At 62.0% G+C, this 9,017-nt stretch carries 7 protein-coding genes and 1 CRISPR repeat array; all 7 genes read right to left on the reverse strand.

Annotated elements, in window-relative coordinates; translation table 11 throughout:
- The first annotated feature begins 2 nt into the window (after positions 1-2).
- Positions 3-633: direct repeats of the CRISPR family, unit length 32 nt; unit sequence GTTTCGATCCACGCCCCCGCGAAGGGGGCGAC.
- Positions 634-822: 189 nt separating this feature from the next.
- The gene (cas2, locus tag M511_RS19065; protein WP_085503159.1) at positions 823-1,113 is read right to left on the reverse strand and encodes a CRISPR-associated endonuclease Cas2; all 291 of its coding nucleotides are present in this window, start codon (positions 1,111-1,113) and stop codon (positions 823-825) included.
- 1 nt (position 1,114) lies between these two features.
- Entirely contained in the window at positions 1,115-2,149 is a 1,035-nt protein-coding gene (gene cas1c / locus M511_RS19070; protein WP_085503161.1) for a type I-C CRISPR-associated endonuclease Cas1c, read from the reverse strand.
- A complete protein-coding gene (gene cas4, locus M511_RS19075; RefSeq protein WP_085503163.1) occupies positions 2,146-2,778 on the reverse strand; it encodes a CRISPR-associated protein Cas4 in 633 nt (210 codons plus the stop codon). The genes cas1c and cas4 overlap by 4 nt, the downstream gene beginning before the upstream one ends.
- Positions 2,779-2,780: 2 nt before the next feature.
- On the reverse strand, positions 2,781-3,731 hold the full coding sequence (gene cas7c / locus M511_RS19080; protein ID WP_085503165.1) for a type I-C CRISPR-associated protein Cas7/Csd2: 951 nt from the start codon (positions 3,729-3,731) through the stop codon (positions 2,781-2,783).
- Positions 3,728-5,482 (reverse strand): type I-C CRISPR-associated protein Cas8c/Csd1, encoded by a 1,755-nt coding sequence (gene cas8c, locus M511_RS19085; protein ID WP_085503168.1) that lies wholly within the window; start codon positions 5,480-5,482, stop codon positions 3,728-3,730. Before cas8c ends, cas7c begins: the two co-directional genes overlap by 4 nt.
- Positions 5,479-6,177, reverse strand: a complete 699-nt coding sequence (gene cas5c, locus M511_RS19090; RefSeq protein ID WP_085503170.1) for a type I-C CRISPR-associated protein Cas5c — start codon at positions 6,175-6,177, stop codon at positions 5,479-5,481. The genes cas8c and cas5c overlap by 4 nt, the downstream gene beginning before the upstream one ends.
- A 393-nt stretch (positions 6,178-6,570) precedes the next feature.
- A complete protein-coding gene (locus M511_RS19095; RefSeq protein WP_085503172.1) occupies positions 6,571-8,799 on the reverse strand; it encodes a CRISPR-associated helicase/endonuclease Cas3 in 2,229 nt (742 codons plus the stop codon).
- Between the last annotated feature and the right edge of the window lie 218 nt (positions 8,800-9,017).

Genomic DNA, 9,017 nt, shown 5'->3' on the forward strand with positions numbered 1-9,017 from the left:
ATGTTTCGATCCACGCCCCCGCGAAGGGGGCGACGATATGGTGCGGCACTATAAAGCGCAGGCAATGGGGTTTCGATCCACGCCCCCGCGAAGGGGGCGACTGGCGTTGCTGACGCGATTGCGGGCGGTGTCGCAGTTTCGATCCACGCCCCCGCGAAGGGGGCGACATGTTACATCAATCTTCAATGCCCCTTTGAACATGTTTCGATCCACGCCCCCGCGAAGGGGGCGACTCCACGGATACGATCATTAAGGATATTGTGTGATGGTTTCGATCCACGCCCCCGCGAAGGGGGCGACCAGTAACCCACGAAAAAAAAGAATATAAGAACTTGGTTTCGATCCACGCCCCCGCGAAGGGGGCGACGTGCAAGTCCCGCCGTCGAAGCCTATGCGCGCAATGTTTCGATCCACGCCCCCGCGAAGGGGGCGACAACCTTATGCATCGCGGCAATAAGGGGCAGTGGCGTTTCGATCCACGCCCCCGCGAAGGGGGCGACGCGGGCCGGATCATCCTTTAATAACCCAAGCCCAGTTTCGATCCACGCCCCCGCGAAGGGGGCGACCCCCGAACTAGCTCAACATTCCAGAATGGACAACTGTTTCGATCCACGCCCCCGCGAAGGGGGCGACAGCCCTCCCTATACCGCGCTGTTGTTATGCCACAATCTTCCTTGCGAATGCGAAAGGGGCAGTCGCGCTCGTCCCAAGTCAGCCAATATGGTGGACAGGAAAAGAAAATCCAACGATTTCAAAAAGCCGCCCCCGATGCGAACCTCAGCGCAAAAGTCGGCACGCTTCATGTTCGCAGGGACAGGAAAACTATAGAATCAGCGGGCCGTTAAGATCCATCGCGGGTTTTGCACCGACATGCTCAACCCGGCGCGACCAGTTCGAACCAAGGTAGTAATAGCGCAGGCTGTCGACCTCGGGGCGGATGATCCCTTCCAGGCGCGCCTTCAGCCGGGTCCATTGCGCCGGATCCACCTCGATCTCGAAGACTGAGAATTGCACCCGCTGGCCGTAATCCTCGCACGCACGGGCAACCTGACGCAAACGCTTCTTGCCGCCGGTGTCCAGCGTATTCACATCATAGGTGACCAGGACAAGCATCTCAACTCCAGAACCAGGGCGGATAGGCGTCCAGATCGCCGCGCAGATGACGCGCCAGCATCTGCGCCTGAAGATAGGGCACCAGGCCGAACGGTGCCTTTTCCTGCAGGAAGGGATGCTGGCGCTCTTCCTTCTTGCGCTCCTGCCAGGCAGTCAGGACGGTGCGGCGAGCGTCGTCGGTCAGCAGCACCGCACCGCCGTCCATGCGGCGAAAGTCCCCCACGCGCAACTGGCGGCGATTTACCAGGGACAGCGCCAGACGATCCGCCAAGGGCGCGCGAAGCTCTTCCATCAGATCCAGCGCGAGGCTGGGCCGGCCGGGGCGGTCGCGGTGCAGGAAGCCAACGGCGGGATCCAGCCCGACCGCCTCGCAGGCCGAACGGCAATCATGGGTCAGCAGGGTATAGAGAAAGGACAGTACCGCATTCATCGGATCGAGCGGCGGGCGACGCGAGCGCCCCGTCCAGCGAAGCTCGGGATCGGGTGAGCGAATCAGGTGATCGAAGACGCCGAAATACCGCGTCGCCGCCTCACCTTCGGAGCCGCGCAACAGATCCACGTTATCGTCGGACAACTGCACGCGACGCAGGATCATCGCCATGCGATCCGTTGCCCGCTCGAGCTCATTACGCGCCTCGGTCGTCATCTCGCCGCCGTAGTCGCGCAGCGCGCGCCGGATCACCGCGCGCTGGTTAGCAATCTTGCCCATGACGATGCCGCGCACCACATCCGTCGCGTCGTCGGCAGCCTGATATTGTGCACGCCGCAGCAGGACATTCCCCGCAACCGGCCCCTCGACCCGGGCCTGGAACCGCCCGGCGCGATCCAGAAGCACCAACGTTATACCGCGCTCGGCACAGATGCCGATCAGCGCAGGAGACAGCAGGATCGGCCCGAAAGCGACGACCGAGGCCAGCATATGCAGGGGCACACGCGCCCTTTCAGCCCCCTCGATTTCGGCCACCAGGTTCTCGCCATCCTTCTTCAGGGCGGTCCCCTCGGTCGTGACATAGACGGTATTCAGCAGCTTCTTCATTCCAGCGCCCTTGCCAGCATACGGTCGCGCCATTGCCGCACGGGACGGCGTATTGCCTCGGGCCGGCACAGATCCTGAAGCGAACAGGCCCGGCAGCGGCTGCGATGCGGCGTCGGGGGCGGCGTGCGGCGACTGGCCAGGACGGCGGCCAGTTCGGCAGCGGTGCTTTCGGTCAGCGCACGCAGATCGGCATCGAAGGGTACGGTGACCCGGCGTTTGGTCTGGCCGTAGAACAGTGCCCCCTGTGGCACCGGGCGGCCGGTCATCTCTTCGAGGCAGAGCGCCTGTGCGCAAAGCTGCACCTCATCTGCGCGGTGCAGCTTGGGCTTTCCCCGCTTGTATTCGATGGGGAAAGCGGTCTCGCCATCCGGGCCGGGGAGGAACTCGACCAGGTCGGCAGTGCCGGTCAGGTTCAACCGATGGCACGCCAGTGGCAAGGTCATCACCCGCCGCACGCCACGCGCCTTGCGACTGCCGCCCTTGTCAGCGACGGCGTGCAGGACATCTCCCTCAGCGGTAAAGCGGTTCTCGGCCCAAAGTCGCTCCAGATGGATCAGAGCGGCCTGGCGCAGGCAATAGACCGCATGCTGCAGCGCCGAGAGGGGAACGGGTTCCTCGGCGCTGGTCATGATCAGAGGAGTTCGAGGATTTCAACGCCTTCGGGCAGCCCCTCGCGGTTGATGGCGACGGTGTAATCCGCGAATTTCCGCGCTGGTGGCAGGTTGCCAAGACCGCGGTCGTCCAGCGCGCGGAATTCGCCATCCACGTTGCGGCCGATCTGGACCAGATCGAACAGCCGGTGTGCCGGCGCATTGCCAAGCGCACTGCCGTGACGGAAGACGATCAGCTTGCGCGAAGTCATCTCGCCCCGCGCGGCTGCGCGGTCATGCTCGAACATGTTAGCCAGCGCCTCGAACAGCAGGTCCAGATCGGCTTCGGAAAAGCCCGTACGTTCGGCGAACTTGGCTGAGACGAAGCCATGCGCGACATAGAGGCCATAGGGCACGATATGCTTGCGGCCCATCGTACGGTTGTCGGTGCGCAAGTCGCCATCGTCCCCTTCGGCCCGCTTCTTCTGCTCGGCCTCGTTGGTGGCCGCCATGCGGGTGATCGAAATTTCGACCGGCAGAACCGGCTCGACCGAATTGGCGAAGGTCATCTGCACCGGCCCCTTGACCTGACCACAATTGATCCCGGTAGACATGACGGCACCGAATGTCCGCACGTCGAAGAAATTGCGGCACATAAAGTCGCGCAGTTCCCTTGCCTCGGCGTCGTCCCTTGGGTTCAGCTTGGCATCCTTTTTCGACTTCTCGTCGCCCCGCAATGCAACATAGGCCTGACGGTGCTTTTCGTTCAGGATTGCGCCTTCCTGGACATAGATGTGATGCCCCTCGGCACCCTCTCGCGCCAGCTCGACGTAATTGCGGATCTTCCGCTTCAGGCTGACGTCGGTGACCAGGCCGTGATTCGTCTCGGGATCAAGCCGCGGCAGGTTGCCCGCATCGGGGTCGCCATTGGGATTGCCATTCGTCACGTCGAAGATCAGCACGAAATCATGGCGGCGGGAAAGCGTGGTCATTGGGATACCTCGGGGGTCTTGTCATCGTGCTTGCGAAAGAAATCGGAGCGCTGGTGGTAATAGCCGATGCCGAACAGCGCCTGCTCTGCTGCATTCAACGAGGCAGGGATCGGGTCCCCGGCCGGGTCCATCAGATCGGTGATTGAGGTCAGCAGCTTTTCAAGGTTCACCGCCCGGCCGGGGCTGGTCTTGCGCAGCTTGCCGAAATGGTTGGCCGAGCCGGAATCGAGCGTCCGGAACACCTTTTGCGGACTTGCCGATGCCGCGCCATAGAACTTGTCCTTGATGGTGGCATTGATGCCGCCAAGCGCGGCGCGCTGCACCTCTTCGTAGACGGCGAACAGCCGCCCAAGGATATAGCCCTTGTTGGTATTGGCGGGATCAAGCGCCACGGGAGCCTCCATCTTCAGGTTACGGATCAGCACGGATCTCAGCATGGCGCAGCGCAGGGCGTTGATCTCGCCATCGGCGCGCATGCGCATCAGCGCAGTCGAGAGCAGGGTCAGCGGATAGGCTGTGCCGGTCAGGATCGCACGCAGCCATTCGCCGGCGATCAGGGGCGGCACATTCTCGCGCTTGCCTTGCGAAGCCAGTTCCAGAAGATAGCGCCACAGCGGCGGCCAGCCATCGCGCGGCGGCGGATCTATCGCCGTATCCTCAAGGTAGCGCTGAAAATTCGCGGTCAGCCTGCCGAAATCGTCCTGCCAGTAGAAACGTACCGAAAGCCGGGCGGCATTGGGGGCCAGCCCCAGGACATGAAAGCGCACCCCCTCGGCCAGGTCCGGCGCAACCCGCGACAGGCGCTGACCATTGCGGATGGCATCGAGGCGGGAATGGATTTTGGCGGTTTCCAGCCTCTCATCCTCGGCCACCAGCCTCTCTTCGGAAGCTGGGTCCAGCAAGGCCGCAAAGAAGACCTCCGCCTCCGTGGCCAGCTTCATATCGCTGCAATCCGCCCAGAACACCGTCGAGGCATCGCCGATCTGGATGCGATGACCGCTGTCCTTGTCCAGGTAACGGTTCAGCACGGTTCCATAAGCAAAAGCTGCCGCCTCAGAAACAGGGGCGTTGTCGCCTTGATCGTGACCGTAGGAGGTGAAAGCGTCGAGGTTGAAGGACACCAGGCTCGCACCCGAGGATTGTGCCCCCCAGACACCCTTGATCGAGGGATGCAACCGCGCCACTGAACCTGGCTCGCCTGTCACCAGGCAGATCTGCGGGTCCGAGGCGCCCTCGGCCCCGAGACACCGCCACAACGCGCGCGCAGCCGGGCGTTCATGCAGGAAACGCTCGCGATATTCTTCGGCCAGGGCGAAGACGATGTTCTGGTCGCGCATCTCATCGAGCCAGAGGGGTGGAGCGAAGGCATCCGGGCTCCAGCCGTCCAGGAAGCGCAGGAAAGCCAGCAGGCCAGGATCGTCGGTTTCCGCAAGCCATTCCGCGTGGCGAGCGCGAAAGGCGGCATGTTCCTCTGCCGTCCTTTTACCTTCACCAGCGGTCACCCCCAGCACATAGGCTGACTTGTCCCACAGGAAGTTGGGAGCAATGCCGGCGGTCCGCTTTACGGCCTGTGGCACCAGCAGCATCCTGGGGCTACGTTTCCTGTCGTCGCCGCGCAGGTCCTCGACGCTGGCGACCGATCCGTCCGCGTTCAGCAGTACGCAAAAACCGATCTTTTCGGTCGAAAAGCCGAAGGGTGGTGCATCGGGCAGCCGATCATAGGCCCGCACCAGCGAGGCAAGCATGCTCATCCCTTCACCTCCGGACTGCCGGGTTGCGGCACTTCCAGCACGCCGTCGCGCAACGCGGCACGGAAAAACAGCGAGGGCCGGCCCGGTTTCCCGTGGTCGATGTCCCACAGCATGAAACCAAGATCGCGTGGCGCGCCAAAACCATGCTCAGCGGTTTCCGCCTCGGGGTTGCGGGTGGGCAGCGGCGCCTCCGGCGGAATCAGGTCGAAATGCGCAGTGAACTCACGGGTGCCAAGACAGGGCTGATGAAAGCACTGCCCACGCGCGGCACGGCGATTGAAGATGTCCAGATGCTTGCCCTCGCTATCGTCGGGGCCAGCCTTGCCGGTCATGTCGAAATGCGCCTCAATCACATAGCGGGGCGCGGCCAGCACGGTCGAGGCGCGCTGCTGGCGATCCTCATCGACCAGAAGCTGCAATCCCTCCAGGTCGCCGCGCTTCATTGCCTGCCTGATCTTGCCGGCGGGGGCCTTGTGACCAACCTCGTTGCGGCGGATGGACTGGAAACGGATCGGTTCCAGCACATGAATGCGGTCGATGACCCAGCGGATCGCGGGCTTCCAGTGGATAGCTTCGAGGATACCGCGTGCCGCCGAAGGCGTCATCACGTCATAGGACATGCGCTCGACCTTCAACTCGGGGCGCGTGAATAAGGCGTGCCTACCCCAGACATGCAGGCGTATACCGTAAGCCATTGTCCCTCTATTTATCCGTAACTCTTAATACCCTGGCACGTCAGCGAAACTTGAATTATAAAACAGCACGAGCCATCTTGCTGTCAAGTCCTTGACTTTGGTCAGCGATTTCATCCTTTTTCAGGATGGTTAGCTTCCAGTCTCATAATATATTCAATCTCGACACGCCTCATTTCCGAGGCGTCCGCGCTATTGGATTTCCACAAGATTTCTTTAGAAATGGATATCCTTCGCCTCGATTCTCGCGTTGGATAGTCCGCTTCAACAATTTTAGAGTTTGGACTGCCAGAATACGAAATTGTGTCTGTCGCATCGCTTCCAACGTAAATCTTTCCGCTTGGCCATGTAATCTTATAAACGACTCTGTAAGATGATATCGGATTCACCCTTTTGTTACAGCATCATCATTTCTTCGGCGAGGTAGTCTGCTCGTTCCCACCAGAAGCCGCTCTCGACGTGATAAAGCGAGAGGCTTTCCAATACACAGAACTGATCCCCCCGCAGCGCGGGCTGGTGAAAGGACGCATGGCCGGCCTCGACCAACAGCGCGCGCGCCTTGGCCGGCACCTGGACGATATAGACCTGTAGCGCCCGTGCCAGCCTGCCGGAGGGGATATTCTCAACGGCCAGTTGCCGGATCGCTTCGACCGCAGTCACATCGCCGGGAATGATGACCGGCACCATGGTGGTTTCGATCATGCGGAAATCCTCGGCCATGCTGCGGAAGGGGAAATCCGTGCCGTTGCGGCCAAGGATCATCCGATCGACCATCGGCTGCCCCAGCCGCGCGGCCCCGGCATTCCAATAGACATGCTCGAACCAGTCGCGGATCGCGGCGGGGGACAGCAGGTCGTCATGCCGCCCGGCGATGCTGCGCATCGCTTCGGCGAGCTTTCGAACCACATTTGGCGTCGGACGACCCGGGGCCGAGAAAACTGTCAGCGTGCTGTCCTCGACCGGCCATTCGCCGTTTCGGGACACCCTGCCTGCGGCCTGCACGCAGCTATCCAGTCCCGCCTCGGCGCGCCAACCCTTGGGGAAGGACAGATCCACGCCTGCCTCGATCAGGCTGGTCGCGATCAACCGGCAGGGCGCACCGGATTTCAGGCGCGCACGGATGTCCTCCAGAATAGCCCGCCGATGCACAGGATATTGCCGGGTGGTCAGATGGACCAGCCCCTCGAGTTCCTCGGCCTTGGCCGCATTGAACAGGTCCAGCGCATGGGCACGGCTGTTGACGATGACCATCCCTTGCGGCGTATCGCGCAATACCTCGATGAGAGCGTTGTCGTCCATCTCGCCACCCTGCACGATGCGGGCCCGGCGCAATTCGCGGGCGAGCCGCACCGGATCTGGCGCCAGTTCACGGCCCTCCAGCGACAAGCCGCCCTGCTTCAGCTGGCGGCTGTCGAACGCGGGTTGCGTCGCTGTGCAAAGCACCACCGAACAGCCGTAATGCGCGCAGAGCGTGTCGATCATCCGCAGCGCGGGCATCAGCAGCTTGCGCGGCAGGGCCTGCGCCTCGTCCAGCACGATCACCGAACCGGCGATATTGTGCAGCTTGCGGCAGCGCGAAGGACGCACCGCGAAAAGGCTTTCGAAGAACTGCACATTGGTCGTGACGACCAGAGGCGCCGCCCAGTCCTCCATGGCGAGGCGCAGCTTGTCCTTGCGTTCCGGGCTGGTCCTTTCGTCGTCGATGGCCGAATGATGCTCCAACACCGCATCGCCGAAAAGGCCGCGGAAAATGGCCGCGGTCTGGTCGATGATCGAGGTATAGGGGATTGCGAATATGATCCTGCGATGCCCGTGGCGTACCGCGTGGTCCAGCGCGAAACCCAACGAGGCCAGCGTCTTGCCGCCGCCGGTGGGCACGGTCAGCGTAAAAAGACCCGGCGTCATCGCGGAGCACTTCCGGACATGCGCCAGGATATCCGCGCGCAGGCGATTGATCGGACCACCCTGGTCGAACCCCGCCATATGCGCATCGAAGGCGCTCCTCCATTCCGGCAACAGATCGGCCAGTGCCGGCCAGTCGCGATCCGGCTGCGTGCCGTTCAGCCCGGCATAGAATGCCTCGGTGTCACGGAAATCCGCGTCAACCAGACAGGAAAACACCATGCGCGCCGCGACCGACAGGTCAAAGCCGCAAGATGCCGGGCGCATCAGCTTAGCCAGCTCCCTGGCGACCGGGTCAAAATCTGGGCTGGCCGCGGCCGAGATTTCCGGCGCGATCGGGTCGCGGAAGGTCTCAAACCGGCGCTCCATACTGCTGTCGGCGCCATGGCGATCAGGCAACCCGGCGTGATGGCCCAGGATGGCATAGCCGATCACTTCAGAAACTGGTCGCAAACCGGCAGGCGTCCTGGCATGTAGCAGGGCAGCCCCGGCGGTCGAATGATCCACACGCAATTTTTCGCCGGACAGGATGCGATCAAAGGCGGGATCATATTTGCCAAAGTCATGGAAAAGGCCAGCCATATGCGCCGCTGCCCGCAACCCGAGGGGTTCAGCTCGCTCGGCAGCCAGAGCAGCCGTATTTTCGAGATGGTCGGCCAGCAATTGCCAATCGCTTCGATCCTCACGAATACCCGTATGCGCATAGTGTTTCAAAATCTTCATTCCTCCAGCCGCGGGCTATTAACCGATAATAACTCAAGAGAAGAGTGTGACCAGCATTTGAGACGGAGCTGCCCCGAGCCGCAAACCAGTATTTTCTTGGGATGCGAAAGATCCGAGTAGACGAGGTGGCGTTCGCGCTTCCAAAAACGCGAACGCCACTGCATTTCATAATCCGGCGACCAAACACCATCGTGTCAAGGATCCCGATATCCTGCCAT

This window comes from Paracoccus sp. J56 (genome assembly GCF_019633685.1).
In the GTDB taxonomy this organism is placed as follows: Bacteria; Pseudomonadota; Alphaproteobacteria; order Rhodobacterales; family Rhodobacteraceae; genus Paracoccus; species Paracoccus kondratievae.

What these genes read in the sequence shown, in the direction of transcription:
- cas2 (WP_085503159.1), bottom strand. Translation starts at nt 1,113, where the DNA reads ATGCTTGTCCTGGTCACCTATGATGTGAATACGCTGGACACCGGCGGC.
- cas1c (WP_085503161.1), bottom strand. Translation starts at nt 2,149, where the DNA reads ATGAAGAAGCTGCTGAATACCGTCTATGTCACGACCGAGGGGACCGCC.
- cas4 (WP_085503163.1), bottom strand. Translation starts at nt 2,778, where the DNA reads ATGACCAGCGCCGAGGAACCCGTTCCCCTCTCGGCGCTGCAGCATGCG.
- cas7c (WP_085503165.1), bottom strand. Translation starts at nt 3,731, where the DNA reads ATGACCACGCTTTCCCGCCGCCATGATTTCGTGCTGATCTTCGACGTG.
- cas8c (WP_085503168.1), bottom strand. Translation starts at nt 5,482, where the DNA reads ATGAGCATGCTTGCCTCGCTGGTGCGGGCCTATGATCGGCTGCCCGAT.
- cas5c (WP_085503170.1), bottom strand. Translation starts at nt 6,177, where the DNA reads ATGGCTTACGGTATACGCCTGCATGTCTGGGGTAGGCACGCCTTATTC.
- M511_RS19095 (WP_085503172.1), bottom strand. Translation starts at nt 8,799, where the DNA reads ATGAAGATTTTGAAACACTATGCGCATACGGGTATTCGTGAGGATCGA.